The sequence below is a fragment of the Exiguobacterium sp. s161 genome (genome assembly GCF_018619045.1).
Classification (GTDB): Bacteria; Bacillota; Bacilli; order Exiguobacteriales; family Exiguobacteriaceae; genus Exiguobacterium_A; species Exiguobacterium_A indicum.
The window spans coordinates 1,211,240-1,228,181 of record NZ_JACSNH010000001.1 but is presented as its reverse complement, the minus strand read 5'-3'; the positions used below and the strand labels follow the sequence as shown (position 1 = coordinate 1,228,181).

28 protein-coding genes are annotated in these 16,942 nt (G+C 47.5%); 14 read left to right on the top strand and 14 right to left on the bottom strand.

All coding sequences use genetic code 11. The features are described 5' to 3' along the window. The first annotated feature begins 68 nt into the window (after positions 1-68). Positions 69-785, top strand: a complete 717-nt coding sequence (locus tag KNQ14_RS06145) for an ABC transporter ATP-binding protein (protein ID WP_214860100.1) — start codon at positions 69-71, stop codon at positions 783-785. Continuing rightward, entirely contained in the window at positions 785-1,813 is a 1,029-nt protein-coding gene (locus KNQ14_RS06140) for an ABC transporter permease (protein WP_214860098.1), read from the top strand. Before KNQ14_RS06145 ends, KNQ14_RS06140 begins: the two co-directional genes overlap by 1 nt. On the opposite strand, the gene KNQ14_RS06135 is transcribed toward KNQ14_RS06140, so the two are convergent. After that, positions 1,814-2,488: a hypothetical protein gene (locus KNQ14_RS06135; protein WP_214860096.1), complete on the bottom strand. Its 675-nt coding sequence runs from the start codon at positions 2,486-2,488 to the stop codon at positions 1,814-1,816. Between the two features lie 112 nt (positions 2,489-2,600). Here KNQ14_RS06135 and KNQ14_RS06130 point away from each other — a divergent pair, with 112 nt between their 5' ends. The 3 genes from KNQ14_RS06130 (at position 2,601) to KNQ14_RS06120 (ending at position 3,413) form a co-directional block, all read left to right on the top strand. Continuing rightward, positions 2,601-2,945, top strand: a complete 345-nt coding sequence (locus KNQ14_RS06130) for a DUF2200 domain-containing protein (RefSeq protein WP_214860094.1) — start codon at positions 2,601-2,603, stop codon at positions 2,943-2,945. A gap of 12 nt (positions 2,946-2,957) precedes the next feature. Further along, the gene (locus KNQ14_RS06125; protein WP_214860092.1) at positions 2,958-3,128 is read left to right on the top strand and encodes a hypothetical protein; all 171 of its coding nucleotides are present in this window, start codon (positions 2,958-2,960) and stop codon (positions 3,126-3,128) included. A 75-nt stretch (positions 3,129-3,203) separates the two neighbouring features. Further along, positions 3,204-3,413 (top strand): hypothetical protein, encoded by a 210-nt coding sequence (locus tag KNQ14_RS06120; RefSeq protein ID WP_214860090.1) that lies wholly within the window; start codon positions 3,204-3,206, stop codon positions 3,411-3,413. Between the two features lie 57 nt (positions 3,414-3,470). On the opposite strand, the gene KNQ14_RS06115 is transcribed toward KNQ14_RS06120, so the two are convergent. From KNQ14_RS06115 to KNQ14_RS06095, 5 genes are all read right to left on the bottom strand, one after another. Then, positions 3,471-4,013, bottom strand: a complete 543-nt coding sequence (locus tag KNQ14_RS06115; protein WP_214860088.1) for an NADPH-dependent FMN reductase — start codon at positions 4,011-4,013, stop codon at positions 3,471-3,473. 50 nt (positions 4,014-4,063) lie between these two features. Further along, positions 4,064-5,047, bottom strand: coding sequence for a ring-cleaving dioxygenase (locus tag KNQ14_RS06110; protein ID WP_214860083.1), 984 nt, complete (start codon positions 5,045-5,047; stop codon positions 4,064-4,066). 58 nt (positions 5,048-5,105) lie between these two features. Continuing rightward, positions 5,106-5,540: a MarR family winged helix-turn-helix transcriptional regulator gene (locus KNQ14_RS06105; RefSeq protein WP_214860082.1), complete on the bottom strand. Its 435-nt coding sequence runs from the start codon at positions 5,538-5,540 to the stop codon at positions 5,106-5,108. 140 nt (positions 5,541-5,680) lie between these two features. Further along, positions 5,681-6,136, bottom strand: a complete 456-nt coding sequence (locus tag KNQ14_RS06100; protein WP_214860081.1) for a type 1 glutamine amidotransferase family protein — start codon at positions 6,134-6,136, stop codon at positions 5,681-5,683. Then, positions 6,057-6,482, bottom strand: coding sequence for an Lrp/AsnC family transcriptional regulator (locus KNQ14_RS06095; protein WP_214860080.1), 426 nt, complete (start codon positions 6,480-6,482; stop codon positions 6,057-6,059). Before KNQ14_RS06095 ends, KNQ14_RS06100 begins: the two co-directional genes overlap by 80 nt. Positions 6,483-6,618: 136 nt before the next feature. On the opposite strand from KNQ14_RS06095, the gene KNQ14_RS06090 reads away from it, so the two are divergent. Further along, positions 6,619-6,777, top strand: a complete 159-nt coding sequence (locus tag KNQ14_RS06090; protein ID WP_081780359.1) for a DUF1272 domain-containing protein — start codon at positions 6,619-6,621, stop codon at positions 6,775-6,777. A 131-nt stretch (positions 6,778-6,908) separates the two neighbouring features. Here the strand turns inward: KNQ14_RS06090 and KNQ14_RS06085 are convergent, their stop codons facing one another. Both KNQ14_RS06085 and KNQ14_RS06080 read right to left on the bottom strand, forming a co-directional pair. Next, complete coding sequence (locus tag KNQ14_RS06085) at positions 6,909-7,277, bottom strand: DUF4188 domain-containing protein (RefSeq protein ID WP_251138278.1); 369 nt, start codon at positions 7,275-7,277, stop codon at positions 6,909-6,911. Between the two features lies 1 nt (position 7,278). Then, on the bottom strand, positions 7,279-7,815 hold the full coding sequence (locus tag KNQ14_RS06080) for a PadR family transcriptional regulator (RefSeq protein ID WP_214860078.1): 537 nt from the start codon (positions 7,813-7,815) through the stop codon (positions 7,279-7,281). Positions 7,816-7,962: 147 nt separating this feature from the next. Between KNQ14_RS06080 and KNQ14_RS06075 the strand changes: the two genes are divergently transcribed. Next, complete coding sequence (locus tag KNQ14_RS06075; protein ID WP_214860076.1) at positions 7,963-8,235, top strand: hypothetical protein; 273 nt, start codon at positions 7,963-7,965, stop codon at positions 8,233-8,235. 5 nt (positions 8,236-8,240) lie between these two features. Here KNQ14_RS06075 and KNQ14_RS06070 read toward each other — a convergent pair whose 3' ends face one another. Continuing rightward, positions 8,241-8,798, bottom strand: a complete 558-nt coding sequence (locus tag KNQ14_RS06070) for a histidine phosphatase family protein (RefSeq protein ID WP_214860074.1) — start codon at positions 8,796-8,798, stop codon at positions 8,241-8,243. Beyond that, on the bottom strand, positions 8,795-9,457 hold the full coding sequence (locus KNQ14_RS06065) for a Type 1 glutamine amidotransferase-like domain-containing protein (RefSeq protein ID WP_214860072.1): 663 nt from the start codon (positions 9,455-9,457) through the stop codon (positions 8,795-8,797). Before KNQ14_RS06065 ends, KNQ14_RS06070 begins: the two co-directional genes overlap by 4 nt. A gap of 90 nt (positions 9,458-9,547) precedes the next feature. Between KNQ14_RS06065 and KNQ14_RS06060 the strand changes: the two genes are divergently transcribed. From KNQ14_RS06060 to KNQ14_RS06040, 5 genes are all read left to right on the top strand, one after another. Next, on the top strand, positions 9,548-10,267 hold the full coding sequence (locus KNQ14_RS06060; protein ID WP_214860071.1) for an alpha/beta fold hydrolase: 720 nt from the start codon (positions 9,548-9,550) through the stop codon (positions 10,265-10,267). A gap of 81 nt (positions 10,268-10,348) precedes the next feature. Further along, a complete protein-coding gene (locus KNQ14_RS06055; RefSeq protein ID WP_214860070.1) occupies positions 10,349-11,056 on the top strand; it encodes a hypothetical protein in 708 nt (235 codons plus the stop codon). 10 nt (positions 11,057-11,066) lie between these two features. Next, positions 11,067-11,771, top strand: coding sequence for an AAA family ATPase (locus KNQ14_RS06050; protein WP_214860069.1), 705 nt, complete (start codon positions 11,067-11,069; stop codon positions 11,769-11,771). A gap of 105 nt (positions 11,772-11,876) precedes the next feature. Next, positions 11,877-12,224, top strand: coding sequence for a hypothetical protein (locus KNQ14_RS06045; protein ID WP_214860068.1), 348 nt, complete (start codon positions 11,877-11,879; stop codon positions 12,222-12,224). Beyond that, on the top strand, positions 12,205-12,423 hold the full coding sequence (locus KNQ14_RS06040; protein ID WP_047394678.1) for a helix-turn-helix domain-containing protein: 219 nt from the start codon (positions 12,205-12,207) through the stop codon (positions 12,421-12,423). The genes KNQ14_RS06045 and KNQ14_RS06040 overlap by 20 nt, the downstream gene beginning before the upstream one ends. Here the strand turns inward: KNQ14_RS06040 and KNQ14_RS06035 are convergent. The 3 genes from KNQ14_RS06035 to KNQ14_RS06025 all read right to left on the bottom strand — a co-directional run bounded on the left by KNQ14_RS06035 (position 12,398) and on the right by KNQ14_RS06025 (position 14,397). Beyond that, on the bottom strand, positions 12,398-12,808 hold the full coding sequence (locus tag KNQ14_RS06035) for an SRPBCC family protein (protein WP_029341816.1): 411 nt from the start codon (positions 12,806-12,808) through the stop codon (positions 12,398-12,400). The two genes, KNQ14_RS06040 and KNQ14_RS06035, sit on opposite strands and share 26 nt — an antisense overlap. A 75-nt stretch (positions 12,809-12,883) precedes the next feature. Beyond that, positions 12,884-13,114 (bottom strand): hypothetical protein, encoded by a 231-nt coding sequence (locus KNQ14_RS06030; protein ID WP_214860067.1) that lies wholly within the window; start codon positions 13,112-13,114, stop codon positions 12,884-12,886. Between the two features lie 2 nt (positions 13,115-13,116). Continuing rightward, positions 13,117-14,397, bottom strand: coding sequence for a right-handed parallel beta-helix repeat-containing protein (locus tag KNQ14_RS06025; RefSeq protein ID WP_214860066.1), 1,281 nt, complete (start codon positions 14,395-14,397; stop codon positions 13,117-13,119). A gap of 117 nt (positions 14,398-14,514) precedes the next feature. Here KNQ14_RS06025 and KNQ14_RS06020 point away from each other — a divergent pair, with 117 nt between their 5' ends. Continuing rightward, entirely contained in the window at positions 14,515-15,093 is a 579-nt protein-coding gene (locus KNQ14_RS06020; protein WP_214860064.1) for a hypothetical protein, read from the top strand. A 35-nt stretch (positions 15,094-15,128) separates the two neighbouring features. Here KNQ14_RS06020 and KNQ14_RS06015 read toward each other — a convergent pair whose 3' ends face one another. Beyond that, positions 15,129-15,743: a histidine phosphatase family protein gene (locus tag KNQ14_RS06015; protein ID WP_214860063.1), complete on the bottom strand. Its 615-nt coding sequence runs from the start codon at positions 15,741-15,743 to the stop codon at positions 15,129-15,131. A gap of 144 nt (positions 15,744-15,887) precedes the next feature. Between KNQ14_RS06015 and KNQ14_RS06010 the strand changes: the two genes are divergently transcribed. Then, the gene (locus tag KNQ14_RS06010; protein WP_214860062.1) at positions 15,888-16,763 is read left to right on the top strand and encodes an alpha/beta hydrolase; all 876 of its coding nucleotides are present in this window, start codon (positions 15,888-15,890) and stop codon (positions 16,761-16,763) included. The last annotated feature ends 179 nt before the right edge of the window (positions 16,764-16,942 follow it).

Below are 16,942 nucleotides of genomic sequence, written 5' to 3'. Positions count from 1 at the left end.
TCTCCCTTTTATAATGAAATTAATCAACACGTTGTTCAATAATTATTTTATAAAAGGAGGGAAATAGGATGGATTTACGACTACACGGTGTATCGAAATCGTTTCATCAGCAGACCGTCCTCCAACAGATTGATCTTTTGATTCCGTCCGGTGAAATTTGTGGCTTGCTCGGTCCGTCAGGTTCTGGTAAGACGACGTTGATTCGTTTGATGATTGGTGCGATCCAGGCAGACGCAGGTTCGATTCAGATCGGTGACACTTCGATGCCAAGCTTCAAGATGTTACCTGAGATTGGTTTCATGCCACAAAACGATGCTTTGTATGAGGATTTATCGGGGCTTGCGAACCTGCAATTTTTCGGTTCCTTATTCAACATGTCCCGTCAGGATTTAGCAAAACGCATCGAGGAGGTCTTGACACTCGTCGATTTAACGAATGATCAAAAAAAGCTCGTTCGCCATTATTCCGGCGGGATGAAGAAACGATTGTCCCTCGCCATCTCAATCTTGCATCGTCCGACCGTCTTATTCCTGGATGAGCCGACCGTCGGGATTGATCCCGTGTTACGCCGCCAGATTTGGAATCAATTCCAAGCGATTCGTGCGCAAGGTACGACGATTGTCGTCTCGACTCACGTCATGGATGAAATCAATGAATGTGACCGGGCAGCATTGATCTATAACGGTCGGATCATCGCCTACGATCCGCTCGACCGTTTGCTCGCACAGACTGAAAACGGTCAGGTCGAGGAACTGTTCCTGCTCGCTGGAAAGGACGTGACGTGATGTGGCAACTCGCACGACGGGTCATCCGTCAAACGTTGAACGATAAACGAAGCGTCGGACTCATTTTGCTTGCTCCGTTATTGATTTTTACCTTGATTTATTTTTTGCTCGGAAACGATGACTACACGCCTGTCGTCGCCATCAGTCAAGATGTACCGGCACCGGTCTCACAAGCGATCGAAAAACAGGATCTGTCGATTAAAACGTATAACGGCAGCGATGCGGACGCCTACCTCAAGGACCATGAAACGGTCGACGTCGTGTTAGACATGAAAGATAACCAGCTAGCATTGAACCTCCGCGAACCTTCAACGAAAAGTTCAAAGGCACTACGCGAGATTCAAGCTGGACTGGCATCCCTGCAACCGACGATGCAACTTGAGACGAACTATCTCTATGGTGATGTCGATCAATCGACGTTTGATGCGCTCGGTTTCGTCTTTTTATCCTTGTTCTCGTTCTTTTTCGTCTTCATCTTATCGGCAATGGCACTCGTCAAAGAACGCAGTGGTGGCACGCTCGAGCGGTTAATGATGACACCGATTCGCCAAACCGACGTCATCTTCGGCTATACGCTCGGTTATAGCGTCTTCGCCTCCATCCAGGCGATTCTTGTGGTCCTGTATGCAACGACCGTTCTCGACTTACCGTCTGAAGGTTCGATCATCTGGGTCTTCCTGACGATGCTTGGACTTGCCGTCGTCGCGGTCTTGTTCGGCGCAACGATTTCGATTTTCGCCCAGTCTGAATTACAAGTCGTCCAATTGATTCCTTTTACGATCATTCCGCAGATTTTCTTCTCGGGCTTGATTCCGCTTGATTTGATCCCATACGGACTCGGTAACATCGGATACATCACCCCGATTTTCTACGGAGCGAGTGCGATCAAAGAGGTACTTGTCTACGGCAACGGTTGGTCGAGCATCTGGCCGTACTGGCTCGGACTATTTCTTTATGGTGCAGCACTGTTCCTCTTAAATATGCTCGCCCTTAACAAGTATCGCGGACACCAAAAAAGACACGGCTGATTACACGAGCCGTGTCTGATTTTGCTTAAGCTGTTCAAGAAAAGCAGTCCGTCGAGAGGGATCGAGTGTCTGTTCTGCCACGTCGGCATAGCGAACGAGCTGATAGATTTCATGCGGGACTGTGACTTCTAAGCGTGTTAACCACTCCGTCAGCGTTTCATATGTCCGCTGTTGCTGCGCTGGAGCAAGTGATTGATTGAACGCGCGCACCGCTTCACGAATTTTTGAATCAAGCATACTGTCTTCTAAGGAGAGCTGGACTTCAGGGGTTAGCGGAAGCGATAAAGCGGTTCGCTTCCTTTGATGTAACGATGGGAATGACCACTGCATACGGTTGAATCGTAGTCGACGATAGAGATAGATGATCATCACTAGAGCGACCATCCAAGGAGCCACGCGAGTGATTTGATTGATTGCATCCGTCAAGAAACCTTGTCCAAGTTCAATCGGTTTTTTCTTTTTAGGTTCCTTCCGATATCCTTCTTTTCCACTTTTCGAAGAATCCGGTTGTTTGATAATTTGCTTTTCTTTCACATAAATGACTTTTTTAGTCGGTAAGATCGTGCTTGGGACATGTACCCAGTTTCCCGTCGACTGATCGATCGGAGGATCGACTAATGCTTGATACGACAGTTTTACACCAACGACGCCTAAAAATAGCAATACGCATGTCATGAAAGTCATTCCAATGATTCGACTTCTCATTTCATCCTGCACCTCCAAAGGAAATTGAAATCCTTAACACAAGACTTTTTCCCATATGTTACCATGAAAGGAGGCGATTCAGATGAGTTACGAAAAAGTATTTCAAATGCCAATGCAACAGCTGTATCAGGTATACCGTCAAAAAGTCGAGCGCAAGCAAAGGACGCAAGAAGAGCTCGATGACGTGCTGTTCTGGTTGACCGGACACACGCAATCAACTCTTGAACAAGCCATACAAACCCAAAACGTCGCAGCCTTTTTCGAGCACGCACCCGCCCTGAATGAACGTCGTTTTTTAGTCACTGGCGTCATCTGCGGGATTCGTGTGGAACATCTAACGGATCCGCTCATTCGTAACATCCGGATTCTCGACAAACTCGTCGACGAACTGGCGAAAGGAAAAGCGTTATCTAAAATCCTACGATAAGGAGGAATGCTGATGTCTACTTTACTCAGTACACTGGCGATCATCGTCATGGTGACCAGTGTGACCTATTTCATCGTCTATCAAGTTAAACGAAACAAAGGAACCCATCGTTCCCCCGTCTATCGACTTGTTTTTAGTGGTCTGTTGGTCGGCTTGATGGTCAGTTATTTTTTGCTGACGTGAGTCGTGATTTTTAGTTTTTGATTTTAACAATAAAATCATTAATACAGTATTTGAAATAATGAAGGGGGTATACGCTTGAAACTTCGAAAATGGATTCTTCCACTTTTATTGCTCACCTGTCTCGCATCACCGAATGCTGCGACGTCGTATGTAAAATGGACGGTCGCTCCAACGGGTCACTATCTCGAACGTCTTCAAGCGGCTGACATTCCTTATAAAGTCCACCAACACACGCTTTACATTCAAGAAAAGGATCTGCGCCGCGTCACGTCGTGTTGTACGTAACAACCATCCAAAAACCCCTCATTTCGAGATGAAATGAGGGGTTTTTATAGTAACTAATTAGCGGATTGTTTTTAACGCCGTTGCCCACGGGATGACTTGATCTAGCATTTGGTTGACCGATGTTTCTTGAACGGCTGCCGCTTTTAAGACCGATCCGTTCTCGAAATCAGTGAACAAGGATAACGCCGGATGCACCCGGACGTCGGCGATCAATAACTCACCTAAGATGCCGCGCAAATGTTCTGCTGCCCGTGCCCCTCCGACAGAACCATAAGAGACGATTCCTGCCGCTTTGTTATTCCATTCGATCCGTAGATAATCGAGCGCGTTCTTGAGTGAGGCTGCAATCGAATGGTTGTATTCCTGGACGATGAAGACGAAGCCGTCTTGTGCTGCGACATCCTTCGACCAAGCAACAGCACCTGATGCATCCGCGTCTTTTTCACCTAGAAGCGGTAATTTGTAGTCGGCGATATCAAGAATCGTGTAGTTTGCATCGCCCCGTTGATCCGCGAGTTGTTTGACCCAGTTCCCGACTTGTGGGCTGAGACGTCCTTCACGTGTAGATCCTAAGATGATACCAATGTTTAATTTCTCCATTTTTATTTCCTCCTCTTATTTTATTTAGATGCTGTCAGTTCACTTTCCTATTAAAGATATTCTTTTTCGATGTTGCGCGTACTCCGGACCGTATCGATTGGACGGACCATTTGTTCGATCTGTGCTCGTTGTGGCTCGAGGAATGGTGGTAATGACAATTTCTCCCCGACCGTTTCGTATGGCTCATCACCCATGAAACCAGGACCATCTGTTGCCCATTCGAACAAGACACCGCGCGCGACACGAGCGTAGAGCGATTCGAAGAAGAAGCGATCGACGTAACCGGACGTGTTGAAGCGTAGCTGTTGCATCCGCTCGATCCATTCTTGTAAGGCAGCCGTATCTTCAACGCGGAAGGCGACGTGGTGCACCGTTCCGAATCCTTGACGTCCGCTTGGTAGAACGACGTTATGCTCAACGATGACTTGGGCACCATTTCCGCCTTCACCCATCTCGAACAAGTGCAGGGAACCCGCTTGATCGACTTCGCGCATCAACATCGCTTGTTCAAGTACCGCTTTTAAATTGTCGAATTCCGCGATCCGGATGTGAATTGGACCGAGTCCCGTGATCGCGAACTCGAGGGGTACCGGACCGTTTTGCCACGGTGTGCCGGAAGCGACACCTTGATTGTGCTCGTCAGAGATCAACATGTATTGTTGCTCATCGAAATCGACGAACGAGAGCGTCTGCTTGCCGAATTGTTCTTTGATACCACGGTGCTTGACGTCGTATTTGTCAAAGCGTTTAATCCAGTATTCAAGTGCCGCATCCGTTGGAACACGGAACGCCGTCTTGAAGATTTCATTCGTTCCGTGTGATCCTTTTTGAATACCAGGGAAATCAAAGAACGTCATATCCGTGCCGGCAGATCCTTTATCATCGGCGAAGAATAAGTGATACGTCTGGATGTCATCCTGATTGACGGTCTTCTTGACCAATCGCATTCCTAGGACGTTCGTAAAGAAGTCATAGTTTTTCTCGGCACTGCTCGTAATCGCCGTCACGTGGTGGATTCCTTTTAGTTCATTCATGAAAAATCGCTCCTTTAATCGTTATTATCTCGAATTCGAGATATCAACCTAAAAAATTTTATTGTTTTTTTGCTTGATAGCCGATTGTTTTGGCTGTCTCGATGAATGCTTCGAGGTCTGACGGGGCTATTCCTTGAAATACTTGATTAATCGCTTGCTCGTGCTTTGGAAAAATCGTTTCCATCAGTTGTTGCCCTTCAGAGGTCAGTTCCGCAAATGTCACGCGCCGATCTTCTGGACATGCTTTACGGAAGACATAATTCTTTTTTTCGAGCTTATCGATGACATAGGTGATGCTACTGCTCGTAATCAAGACTTTTTTCCCAATCAATTGAATCGGTTGCCTGCCCCTGTGAAACAGCAACTCAAGAACCGAGAAATCCGTCGGGTTCAGCCCCCACTGCGCAACGTCCTTCTTGATGACTTCATGTAACGCGTCGACTGCGCGCACCATGACCGTTAATGCTTTCAAGTTCGGGTTCGGTCGTGTCATTTCGTTCACCTCTTTTGTATCTTTAATTCATATATCTTTAATTCGAGATAAATATACCATCTCAATTTTTGTTCGTCAACTGTTTTGATTCACTTTTTAATCACGATGATGAACACAACGGATGTTCGAAGCGTTCATCATCATTTAAAACAAAGCACGTACCCTTCGCCTAATCGATAGTGATCGGTCTCAGATTGAATATACGCCGTATTGTCAGGTAATCCGATCGCATAATTCATTTGAGGCAGGTATTCCTGAAAACGAGCTGCTCGTTTTTCCTGATTCAAATGAGGACAGAGACAACCGCTCAGCCAGCCTTGCCCCAAATCCAGGCAATAGCCCGTTCCGCCCTCATTCGTTCGGATCCCGTATGTCATCGCATAGATTGCTCTAGCGCTGACACCGACGTACCATGCTGTGATTCGGTATACGGTCAAAGTTCCCTCTTGCTCATCGAGCTTTTCACGTCCTCGATCTCCCCCGTCAGTTGTTCGATCCGTACACGTGTCGCTTCCGTCATACCGTATATCCCGTGAACGGCACTGGCGTCGACAGCCGAATCCAGGTTGATGGTTTGCCGTAGACCGATGCATCATCGAGAAAACGTTCCAGTGTTGCAACGGACGCGGTTTGCAACTTGACCATGAAGTTATAGCTACCGGTCAGGCGGTGACACTCGACGACTTCTGGATGTCCTTTACAAAATTCAATCAAGCCTGCGCAACGTGTCTCTTCGAACATGACGATCGCGAGTAACCCTTGCGCGAGTGCTTCTGGATTAATGACAGCGCGGAATCCTTCGATGATTCCTGCGTCCTCCATTTTTCGGACCCGTTCGATGACGGCTGGTGCCGATAACCCGATCTGTCGTCCGAGTTCCGACCATGGGATCCGTGCATCATCTTGCAGAATCCGGACAATCTGGTGATCAATCTGGTCCATTTTCCATCCTCCTTCTGATTCAAAACCACTTTCTTCAAATTAACATGGAATCAAAGGAAAATATAGCCTTTTACTTTGTTCTGCTGCTGTGTTCATTGAATAGTATTTCTTATACTACTAATAGGAGGTGATACGCATGGAACCAACCTGTGTCCGGTGCCAAGAAACGATTGAAACGACGGTCTATCAATGTTCACATGCTTGTACGTTTTGCGAACCGTGTACAAAAACGCTCGATCATATTTGTCAAAACTGTGGGGAGCTGCTCGAACCCGCCACGCCAGTCACTACATAAAAAGACGGATGCCTCGGCACCCGTCTTTTGTCTATTTAGATCGTCTCTTGTGATTGCCGCTCGGTTAAGCACCCTTTTGCTTGTTCTTGATGCGGCTTGATCGCCGACTCCCCGAGTGCTTTCGCTAGACCTCATGTTGGAAGATTGACATACATCGACTCATAATTGCTGACTTCGAACGTCTCATGAAAGATCCCGACCGCTTCTGTTGTCCCTGCTTTCTGATTGAATCGTTTCCACGCCGTCAAATGACGGGAACCATGGGCATATGACATCAATTCTTCCGTCGAACGCCAATATTGAATCAACGTCACGGAACGCCAACCGACAAGTGACTCATGCGAAATCAGACCGACATCGTTTGCATAACACTCTTGTAGCATCGGTCCCATCGCCTGGACCGTCGGCAACCATTGCCGGACGGAACGTAAGCGATTGATTCGTAAACCGATGATGAACACGACGACGTCTTTGTTCGGAGTCGCAATGATCCGTTTCATGTCAATTTCCTCCTTCAAGGGTCTCATGGGAAGCGTCACACCAATCGAGTAACGCCCGTGTCTTCCGAATGCCATAATCAAGCGTCAATAAACAATAGATGGCATCATTCGAGTCCGGATAAGAACGAATCATCGCATCGATCGCTTGATACGTCTCAAGCCGTTCTTCGAGCAATCGCGCGTGCTCCTGAATTTTCTGCAAGGTAACCTCTTTTGAAGCATGTCGAGCGAAGTACAGCTTCAACGATAGGTCGTTCCGTTGCACCGGCAGCTCGACGGACGGTTCAGCGACCCATCGCGCAAGCTCCGCATGCCCGTTTTTCGTCAGGGCGAATTGTTTCCGTTCCCCATCCGTGACCTCTTCAACGATCAATCCTTCCGCCTCTAACCGTTTCAGCGTCGGATAGACTTGTCCGAAGCTGATTTTCCAAAAGTGATTCAAGCTCGTGTCGATCGTATGTTTCATCTCATAACCAGACGTACATCCACATGCAAGAAGTCCGAGAATCGCATAACGGGTCATGTTTTCTTTAGGCATCGGTCCCTCCTATATCTAAAAGATACTATCTTTTAGATATAGTTCCTGTTCATTCAAATGCCAAACAGGAAATTTACTGGATGAAGCAGGAATTCTCGTTTTAAATCCGAATTCTTGTTCACATACTTAATTAAAAGGAGTTCTCACATGACATACGCTAAAGCTTCTATCTTCTTTAGTTTGCTCGGTCTTTTCATCGCCTATATAATTTTCCCACCGCTCAACTGGTCGTTCGGACCGAACTCGATGCTTACGATTCCGATCGGACTTGTCATTTATCTGTTCGGAATCGGACTCGGGATCGTCGCCTTCAAACGACGCGAACCGGGAATCCTCAAATACGTCAGTCTCGCCTGTGCCGTTCCGCTTGGCGTGTTACTACTGCTCTTTCTCGGTTTCATCTTCAGCGGGCAGATTTAATCGCCTTACAATAGTTGTTCATGAGACGTTTTCCCGCTTGCATCGAATGTCAGCTGATGGATTGCTGGACTCCCCATCGCGCCCAGCCACTCATTTGCCGGTCGTTCAGTGTAGTGTTCGAGCACTAACGCCAACACGAGACCATGCGTCGCGACGACCACTCGGTGGTACGGGTGGGTTTTAAGTAGCTGATCGATGGCTACTAGAGCACGATTGCGTGCTATTTGATTCGACTCTCCACCTTTTTGCGCGTAATCGTCATTTTGGAATGATCGCTTCAACAGTTCTTCTAGCCGTTCAGGTGATAAACGTTCGTCTGTTTCCTGAAAACACCGTTCCTGAAACGCTGCCTCGTAGATCGGCAAACCTCGTTGCTCAGCAAGCGGGCGAACGGAGTCCATCGCTCGTTGCATCGGACTCGAATAAATGGCGTCAATCGGCAGCGCTTGAAAGAACGCTACGAGTTCTTGCGCTTGTTCCTGACCTGCATCTGTTAATCCCCGCCCTCGATCACTGCCTGTTTTGATCGATTCGCAATGGCGAACGAAATAGATCGTCCTCATCGCAACTGGACCCACGTTCCTTCAGAAATTACATCTACGTTCGAACCGATGACACGGATCGCTGTCGCGTCGTCGATTGCGTAAGCTGGATTCGTTAATATCTCAGCCCAAGACTTGGCAGCTTGTAAGTGATTGTCCGGTAACTGCGGATGATCGAGATGCGGGAAGATTGAAAAGTCAACGAGACCTAATGTTGCGTCCGATTGCTCCGGCGTCTTTTTCCACCCAACGAAATCCGTTCCAATTCGTGGCGTAAGCACCATGCTACCGGCACTCATCCCGACATAGACCCCTGTCAAATTCGGTAACATGCGATCAAAACCCGATTCGACGAACCAATGATGTAGAAAGAGTGGATCCCCACCATTAACGAGGATGACATCCGCTTGTTCGACAGCTGGTTGCCAAATTGCTGGATCAATTACCGAGACCGCTGATAATTCCAACAGACCGACTGACTTCCATCCTAAATCAACCATCGGTGCCTCATCTTTTCCTTGAATGAAGTTTGTAGCAAGCTCCAATCCTTTGGATAACGCATATGAAGCTGTCGTGATCGCGATGGCATGGCATTCCTCAATCGGTTTTCCGAGCATCTCGCGTAACGCGTTGTGAATCGATGGATTTTGTATCCCACCAGACGTTAATAAATAGTCCATCATGATACCTCCTGTCCTTTGCTTCAGTTTACAATATTTGTACGTTTCTGGTATCCTTACTTTTATTCCCACTAGAATAGGAGGAATCATATGTCTTTCGATTTAATGACGTTACCTGAAACGACGTTACACTATCGTCTGATTCTCGGAACTTCCAATCAACCGACGTTTATCTTTGAAAATGGATATGGACAAGATCTTTCAACTTGGCAACCAATCATGGATCAAGTTGAAGGACTTGGAACGATTTTGATGTATGACCGTACGAACATCGGTGGTAGTATGCAGCATGATTCCGAGACTAGTCGCCAGAGCGTGAATCGCCTTCGCCGTTTGATCGATACCTTATCTCTCAAACCACCCTTTATTCTTGTGGGTCATTCCTATGGCGGCACGTTAGTTCGACAATTTGCATCGCAATATCCAAGTGAAATAAAAGGTCTATTGCTCATCGATACAACACCAGAATCCTATATTCAACGCTTCTTACCAGTAATGCCAAACACGTTCCAAGCCATATACAAAAAACAATTCACGCTCGAATGTACATACGAAGATTTTAAAGAGAGTATTGAAGCGACGAACGTCGATGTCCTCTATCCCTTTCCAGTCGTTGTTCTGTCTGCTGGTAAAAAGGATCATTATTCGCGTGAGGCGCAACTATTGTGGCACGAATTGCAACGACAAACTGCTGCACAGTCGATCCAAGGGTTGTTGATCGAAGTTCCAAACAGCCGGCACTTCATTCAACAGGATGCCCCCCATATTGTTATCGATGCGTTACATCATTTGACTTCAGGTGATTCTTAAGCTCTTTTCAAAGGAACTATTTCCCATTTCAGAACGTATACTTAATATAAGCTTGATTCGACACACTGATTGGAGGCACATATGTATTCGATTCCTAGCTACTTTATACTCTACTTAAAAATCATGCTGACGGATAAGATTCCGGTCTTTTGGTCGTTGATCTTCCCATTGATTCTCGCGTTCGTCTTCGGGTCACGACTCGATTTCACAGAGAGCAATTTTCTCTCATTTCTTGCACTCTTTTGGGGCTATATCTTACTTTCGATTTATGTCAACGGCATTGGTCTCCAACTTGCCCGGATGCGGGAACATGGTTTGATGAAGACGTATATCATGATTTCCGGTAGCAAGATCGGTTTTATTCTCGCACTCGTACTCGTTCAGCTCGTGTTTGCAGCCGTTAGTTTGACGGTCTTTACGACAGTCCTTATGCTCGTATTCGGCCTTTTCTCACCTTTGACGTTGTTACTCGCTTATCTCGTCTTGTTGCTCAGCATCCCGCTTGCTTTTGCAAGCATCGCCTTGACGATGCTTCCGGCTAAGATTTCGAGTATGTCGACATTAATCAACATCGTCATGTATCCTCTGTTCTTGTTCGCGAATAGCCAACCGGATCGCTGGTACAGTTACTTGAATCCTTTTTATGTCATGAAAACACTTGGTCTTGCCGTCTCTGAGCACGTTACGGGAGCATCGTTCCTTATCTTGACCGTCGTACTCGTCGTTTATCTGTTACTTGGTCTATTCTCTGTCAAACGTTTTAATCTCATGTCATTACTGACCCGATAGGAGGATTCAGATGCACGTTCAACACGTACGCTTCAACTATCCGAAATCACCTGATCTGTTACACGATGTCTCCTTTTCGCTTGTTCCCGGGAAACTGAACGTCTTGATCGGGATGAACGGTGCCGGGAAAACGACACTGTTTGATTGCATGACCGGCGCCTTACCGATCACGTCCGGAGAACTGGACTTACCCGATATCTCGGACATTCTCTATTTGACGCAATTCATCTATTACTCGGATGAATTAAAGGGCAAGGATGTCGCCGTCTTCGTCGGTCGGCTCGCTCGTTTGAAAGCATATCGCAAGCAAGAGACGTATACGCGTCATCTGAAACAGCCACGAGAGCTCGATCTATTCGCTCATCTATGGGAGATGAAAATCGGTAAGATGTCCGCTGGTGAAAAGAAATGGTTGTTCGTCACCCTGTTGACGACAGTACCGCGTTCGCTCTACATTTTTGACGAGCCGACAAGTGGCGTTGATCCGGCAACACGACTTCATATCATGCGACGCTTCGAGCAGATGGCAGCAAACGGTCAAACGTGCCTCTTCTCGACCCATCAATTACATGATCTATTGCATACAGATGCCCATGTCATCTTCCTTCATCAAGGTCGTATTTTGTACGAAGGCGACTTCAAGGATTGGTTGAACCGATTTGAGACGACAGATCCGGACGTCGCGTTCGTCCAAATGCTTGAACTAGCAGGGTAACGTTAACCACCTCTCTTTTGGAGGTGGTTTTTTTGTAATATTTGAAATGTAGGTTTTCGAAAAACATGTACAGGATATACACATTATAAGAAAGGAGGACGTCCGATGAACTTCATTTCCGGTCAAGCATTTATCACGATGATGGATTCACTTTTCAACGAAGAGGAATGGAATCGACACGTCTTATACATCACTGCGAATTCAGCAGCGATCCACTTACAAAAACGATCTACCACCATTCTCTCGCATCCTATGGAATATCAGATTTCGTTTCTCGTGCATTTACCAACGCTAGAAAAACGACTGATCGTCAAAATGAATCAACAGGAGACGCGTCAATTTTTCTTTGATTCAATGGCTTCCATCGATTGTATGTGCACTAGTTTAATGCCATGGACGAATCCAGGGCGATTTAATGAGGAGGAAAACGTTCATGTCCATCAACACTCTTGAACAACGCATGAATGCCGTCCTCGATTGTTTGGCGGCCGCAAAGGACTACCAACGTATCGCCGGACGGCATGATGTGTCGTATCAACAATTGTATAACTGGGTCCGGCGCTATGAGAGCGGCGGTATTCCTGCCCTGACGGATCGCCGTGGTCGGAAGTTACGAAGCGAACGACTTACTTCGACTCAGCATACGCCTTGAACCGATCAAGGATCGCCTGCCAACCCGCTTGTTGCATCTCAGGCGGGTTAATCGTTTCGGCATCAAATGATTCGACGACTTCGGTTTGTTCCCCGTTCCGAGAAAAGTCGATCGTCACCTGACGACCATCCTCAAGGACATACGCAATGCGCTCATAAGGAACGATCGCCTCATATGTACCCGTGAAATCAAAACCCACGCTTCCGTCTTTTGCTTCCATTCGATTCGTGAATTGACCACCGACCGTCAAATCATTCGTTGACGCCGTCGTATGCCAATCGTCAGACGCTGCGTTCCAGCGTTTGATGTCTTCCGGTGCGTTCCAGATCTCCCACACGGTCTCGACCGGACGATCAATCACGGCTTGAATCGTTAGTTTCGTCATCTTTCTTCCTCCTTACTAATTTGAAGTTCTCTCCTTTTTTCGAGAATACCTAGACAAATCCCTTGTTTTTATCGATTAATTCAGAGGTGATTTTGCGCTCTTTGTTTTCCATACCACAAACAATAGAATCGCCGGAACGAGACAGATGATTGAATCGGTAACGGTTGGTAGGCGTAATGCTGAGCTTGTTAAAAAACGAACGCCTTCCACCGTCCAAATTGTTAACATCAAGGCGGTCAATATTCCGAGTCGCCAGCGTCTCGGAATCCGGATCCAGTAAGCGAGTAATCGTTCCGATCGCTTCATTCTCATTCCACCTTTCGAACGGCTTTCAAGAAGCTTTGTTCCGTTTTATAGGAGGCCTCGCGCCACATGAAACGTTTTGTATGCTTGAACGTATTTTTTTCAAACTGGTTCCCCGAACTCGTCTTGAAGTAATGGGCGACACTTAAAGGACCGTCGAATGTGTTTCTGATGATCGTGTTATCATGGACGTCATGCTGGACGAGCAATTGACCACCCTCGAGCCCTTTCGTATCATTCCCGATCAGCTGATTTTGCTCGATCCAGACATGATTTGTACCGCCCCGCTTCGTGTCATACCCACCGATCGCAATCCCGGTGTAGACGTTTTTCCGTACATCATTCTGGCGGACGATGACATCTTCTGCGTACCGTCCGGCATGTTCACTCGTTACCTCGATCCCGATGTCACTCGCTTCGACGAGATTCTTCTCAATTGTTAGGTTTTTCCCACCATCGACATAGATGCCGGCTGCATTGTATTCCTTCCCGTAAGCAGGATTCCCGTAGCTTGACGTCCGGTAGACACGATTTTCCGACACGACGCCTTCACGGACGTAGTCGTCTTTCTTCGATCGAGCGATTCCTTCATATCCGATCAAATCAATGCCGATGTTGTCGTTATCCCGTACGACATTCTTCGTCACACGGAAATGTTTGACGTTTCCGTTCAATACGAGGGCTTCACTGAAACCGAGGCGATTCTGCTCGACTCGGTTGCCGGTGATCGTCAGGTGACGAATCGCTCTCGTTCCATAGACAGCGATGCCGTGTGCATTTCCGTCTTTCGCGAGCGTCTTGATCTGGCGAACCGTATTGTTCTTCAACGTGATGTGTAATCCTGATCCCGTGACCAAAATGCCGATCGGTGTCGCATCCGACCGTTTCGACTGAATGGCTTCGATCTTCAGTCCTTGGATTGTCACATATTTTCGATTTTTCACCTGAACGATCGGTAAGGTTGCGTCCCGATCTTTGATATTTTTCCCGCTTAACGTGACCTGCTCGTCTTGATAGTTTCGGAAGGAGATCGGGCGTTCTCTCGTTCCGCTCTGTCTAACGTTCAGTGCCTCGTGATACGTTCCCTTTCGCAAGTAGACCGTCGTACCCGCAGTCGCTTTTTGCGTCGCTTGTCGGATCGTTTTAAACGGATGCTTCAACGTGCCGGTATTTTCGTCACTGCCGTTAGGTGCGACGTATAACGATTTTGCCGTCGATTCGGCCTCTTCACTTGTCGAGGCACAACCGACGAGCAGGACGGTTGCTAATAACCATTTGCCTTTCATGATTTCCTCCTTTATTTAGCAAGAACATTGTTGGTATAATCTAGGTATCATTTCTATTTTTTTGAATATTTCAATTTCATCTCGATTCACTATGACTATGGAAAAGAGGAATACGTCATGAAATATGCGCTCTTATTCACCCTAACCTTCTTGCTTGCTGGTTGCACAACGGAAGCAACCGTCCTTCCAAAAGAAACCGTCAAGATCAAGAAGTCTTCCTTTTCGATCACACCCTCTTCCGCAAAGGACGGGTCGCAGCAACAGCGGACATTTTTCTTAACTGGTACACTCGATCGCCCACTCGAGCTCAAGGCGGTCCAATTTGACGATACAGAACCACCAGAGGTGCTGATCGACAAATCGATTCCTGCCGGTACATATGATCGCACACCGTTCCAGTTGACGTATGATTTGAACCTGCTCAAGGATTCGCATGCCTTCACCTATTCGCTTGATGCGAAGAATGGTATTCCTGAGACGAAAACAGTCTATACCTTACCTCAAAATGTCCAGACTGACAGCGGTCAATTCAATGATCAGAAACAGACGAATGCTTCGTTCTACCCCTTACTCCTCAAACGCTATACGACAGGAGAATCGATCATCGGTCGCTCGATTGACACGTTATCCTCTCCTCACCTAAAGGTCAGAAAACAAGAAGGCGCAATTTTGATCTATTTGACTAAATCACGATAAGGAGAACGGCGGACCGAGAAGAGTCCGCCGTTTTTTTAGTCCGCTATGACATGCGACATGTCAGCTTCTAATCGAATCACGGCTTCCCCATCCCTGTATTCGACGATCGTCAAACTCGTTCCATGAATGAACGGCGGATCCCATAATGTCGCGAAAGGCTTACGTTGAAGATATGTCAGCAAGATGTTAAGGAAGATGCCGTGGGTGACGATTAAGATGTTTTCGTCTTCTTCATGATCTGCCAGTCGTTCCAAAAACGATAGGATGCGCTCGCGGACCGCCTCAAAGGATTCTCCACTCTCCGGTATGTAGGTATGCGGCGTTTGCCAAAATGCAGCATGAGCAAGCGGATGCGCGACTTCAATTTCCGCCGCCGTCCGTCCTTCCCAGGTTCCCATGTGCATTTCACGCAATCGATCGTCGATGGTGACCGGAATCGCTGGATCGAGATCCATCATTCGAACTGTTTCTCGGACGCGACCAATCGGACTGATATAGAGATGATCCAGCTGAACTTCACGTAAGCGGTGACCAAGGTCTCGCGCATTTTGCCTGCCCTTTGCTGTCAAAGGAGAGTCTTCCCAGCCTTGCATTCGTTTTTCTAAGTTCCATTCCGTCTCGCCATGACGCGTAATGTAAAGTGTTGGCATCTGTTCCATCCTTTCGATTTCTAGTTTCTTTCAAAAGTGTATCAAACTCTGGCTGCTTTTTCCTGCAACTAGAGAAAACGAATCCAGAAGAGAAATTCACTAATCCGTTCGGTATGATGAAGATAGACCTAAAGGAGGAATTCGATGAATCGCCAAGAGATGATTGACCTTGCCAAACAAATCCGCTCGGATGAGGAACGTCCTCAAGTCACACCTCCTCATCCACCGCAAGCGACCACGACTACGCTACACGTGCCGACTTCAGTCGGAGATATCCGAGTGCTGTGCCACTCACCGCTTGATGCAGCAGAACCGCTACCTGGATTCATCAGTTTCCATGGTGGTGGCTTCATCACCGGAACGCCAGAGATGGATGAACCATGGAATCTGTTTCTCGCTGAGACCGCCAACTGCCATGTTCTCAATATTGAGTACCCGTTAGCGCCGGAGCATCCATTTCCTGTTCCGGTCCACACCGCCTATGAAGTCGTTCAGTGGATTTTCCAACATGCTGATACGTTACGCCTCGATGCTTCACGCATCGCCATCGGAGGGCATAGTGCCGGTGGCAATCTTGCGACTGCCGTATCGTTATGGAACGCTGAGCAGACAAATCCTGTGCCGCTCATCGCTCAAATCCTTGATTATCCTCCGCTTGATCTCGCAACAGATCCCGCGGATAAACCATTCTTCGAGGAAGCGATTCCCGCTGAACAGGCACGGCAGTTCAATGCGATGTACATCGCTCGTGCGGAAGACGCGTATCATCACCTCGCTTCGCCACTCTATGCGGCTCAACTCGATGCGTTACCACAGACGCTCGTCCTAACGGCGGAGCACGACTCGCTGGCGCAGGAGGCGCGGCAGTATGCGAAACGCCTTCAGGCGGCAGGTGTTGCTGTTGAGCACCAGGAATTCGCTGGTCAAGCTCATGCCTTCACACACCACAGTGATATAGACGCGGCACTTCAGGCTTGGCAATGCATTGCGGATTACCTCAAGTCCGTTTATCGTTCGTAAGTATAGGGGGAGTTGACTCAAAAGTCGGTTTCCACAAAGATAAGGGGGGCAGAATGATGATCTGGCCCCCTTATCGCGTAAATAAAGAATGACGCGTTTCACGCCACTCCTACAGGAAAAAGTGCATTGTTGCGCTGTCAGAGACAAATAAGACCCGCTTACCTGCTTGAATAAGGCAG

Coding starts and splice junctions, on each gene's coding strand:
- KNQ14_RS06145 (WP_214860100.1), top strand. CDS start 69: ATGGATTTACGACTACACGGTGTATCGAAATCGTTTCATCAGCAGACC.
- KNQ14_RS06140 (WP_214860098.1), top strand. CDS start 785: ATGTGGCAACTCGCACGACGGGTCATCCGTCAAACGTTGAACGATAAA.
- KNQ14_RS06135 (WP_214860096.1), bottom strand. CDS start 2,488: ATGACATGCGTATTGCTATTTTTAGGCGTCGTTGGTGTAAAACTGTCG.
- KNQ14_RS06130 (WP_214860094.1), top strand. CDS start 2,601: ATGAGTTACGAAAAAGTATTTCAAATGCCAATGCAACAGCTGTATCAG.
- KNQ14_RS06125 (WP_214860092.1), top strand. CDS start 2,958: ATGTCTACTTTACTCAGTACACTGGCGATCATCGTCATGGTGACCAGT.
- KNQ14_RS06115 (WP_214860088.1), bottom strand. CDS start 4,013: ATGGAGAAATTAAACATTGGTATCATCTTAGGATCTACACGTGAAGGA.
- KNQ14_RS06110 (WP_214860083.1), bottom strand. CDS start 5,047: ATGAATGAACTAAAAGGAATCCACCACGTGACGGCGATTACGAGCAGT.
- KNQ14_RS06105 (WP_214860082.1), bottom strand. CDS start 5,540: ATGACACGACCGAACCCGAACTTGAAAGCATTAACGGTCATGGTGCGC.
- KNQ14_RS06100 (WP_214860081.1), bottom strand. CDS start 6,136: ATGATGCATCGGTCTACGGCAAACCATCAACCTGGATTCGGCTGTCGA.
- KNQ14_RS06095 (WP_214860080.1), bottom strand. CDS start 6,482: ATGGACCAGATTGATCACCAGATTGTCCGGATTCTGCAAGATGATGCA.
- KNQ14_RS06090 (WP_081780359.1), top strand. CDS start 6,619: ATGGAACCAACCTGTGTCCGGTGCCAAGAAACGATTGAAACGACGGTC.
- KNQ14_RS06085 (WP_251138278.1), bottom strand. CDS start 7,277: ATGAAACGGATCATTGCGACTCCGAACAAAGACGTCGTCGTGTTCATC.
- KNQ14_RS06080 (WP_214860078.1), bottom strand. CDS start 7,815: ATGCCTAAAGAAAACATGACCCGTTATGCGATTCTCGGACTTCTTGCA.
- KNQ14_RS06075 (WP_214860076.1), top strand. CDS start 7,963: ATGACATACGCTAAAGCTTCTATCTTCTTTAGTTTGCTCGGTCTTTTC.
- KNQ14_RS06070 (WP_214860074.1), bottom strand. CDS start 8,798: ATGAGGACGATCTATTTCGTTCGCCATTGCGAATCGATCAAAACAGGC.
- KNQ14_RS06065 (WP_214860072.1), bottom strand. CDS start 9,457: ATGGACTATTTATTAACGTCTGGTGGGATACAAAATCCATCGATTCAC.
- KNQ14_RS06060 (WP_214860071.1), top strand. CDS start 9,548: ATGTCTTTCGATTTAATGACGTTACCTGAAACGACGTTACACTATCGT.
- KNQ14_RS06055 (WP_214860070.1), top strand. CDS start 10,349: ATGTATTCGATTCCTAGCTACTTTATACTCTACTTAAAAATCATGCTG.
- KNQ14_RS06050 (WP_214860069.1), top strand. CDS start 11,067: ATGCACGTTCAACACGTACGCTTCAACTATCCGAAATCACCTGATCTG.
- KNQ14_RS06045 (WP_214860068.1), top strand. CDS start 11,877: ATGAACTTCATTTCCGGTCAAGCATTTATCACGATGATGGATTCACTT.
- KNQ14_RS06040 (WP_047394678.1), top strand. CDS start 12,205: ATGTCCATCAACACTCTTGAACAACGCATGAATGCCGTCCTCGATTGT.
- KNQ14_RS06035 (WP_029341816.1), bottom strand. CDS start 12,808: ATGACGAAACTAACGATTCAAGCCGTGATTGATCGTCCGGTCGAGACC.
- KNQ14_RS06030 (WP_214860067.1), bottom strand. CDS start 13,114: ATGAAGCGATCGGAACGATTACTCGCTTACTGGATCCGGATTCCGAGA.
- KNQ14_RS06025 (WP_214860066.1), bottom strand. CDS start 14,397: ATGAAAGGCAAATGGTTATTAGCAACCGTCCTGCTCGTCGGTTGTGCC.
- KNQ14_RS06020 (WP_214860064.1), top strand. CDS start 14,515: ATGAAATATGCGCTCTTATTCACCCTAACCTTCTTGCTTGCTGGTTGC.
- KNQ14_RS06015 (WP_214860063.1), bottom strand. CDS start 15,743: ATGCCAACACTTTACATTACGCGTCATGGCGAGACGGAATGGAACTTA.
- KNQ14_RS06010 (WP_214860062.1), top strand. CDS start 15,888: ATGAATCGCCAAGAGATGATTGACCTTGCCAAACAAATCCGCTCGGAT.